This is a genomic window from Pseudomonas sp. HY2-MNA-CIBAN-0224, from assembly GCF_040310285.1.
GTDB lineage: Bacteria > Pseudomonadota > Gammaproteobacteria > Pseudomonadales > Pseudomonadaceae > Aquipseudomonas > Aquipseudomonas helleri.
Map to the genome: position 1 here is coordinate 1 of NZ_JBEOPQ010000452.1, position 278 is coordinate 278.

The 278-nt window shown below is 45.3% G+C and carries 1 pseudogene; it reads right to left on the reverse strand.

The features are described from left to right. Positions 1-278, reverse strand: a pseudogene (locus AAEZ03_RS27135) (type I DNA topoisomerase); the annotation flags it as partial.

Here is a 278-nt window from a genome sequence, read left to right on the forward strand (position 1 = left end):
GTGCTTGGTTGATTTTAGCTCTGGTAGATGAATAGGATCCATACGCGGCGGTGCAGCTTCGCCGGTTTTGAGTACCTTACGAGTATTGTCACATTTCTGACAAGCAAAGTAAGGACCAAAACGTCCGGTTTTTAGCTCCATCTGCCCATCACATTTATTACAGTCAATGGTTGGGGCATCTGAACCCGGTACTTCAAACTTGCCTTCTTCTAAGATATAACCGTCGCAATCGGGATTGTTACCACAGATATGTAGCTTGAGACCGCCATCAACGATAT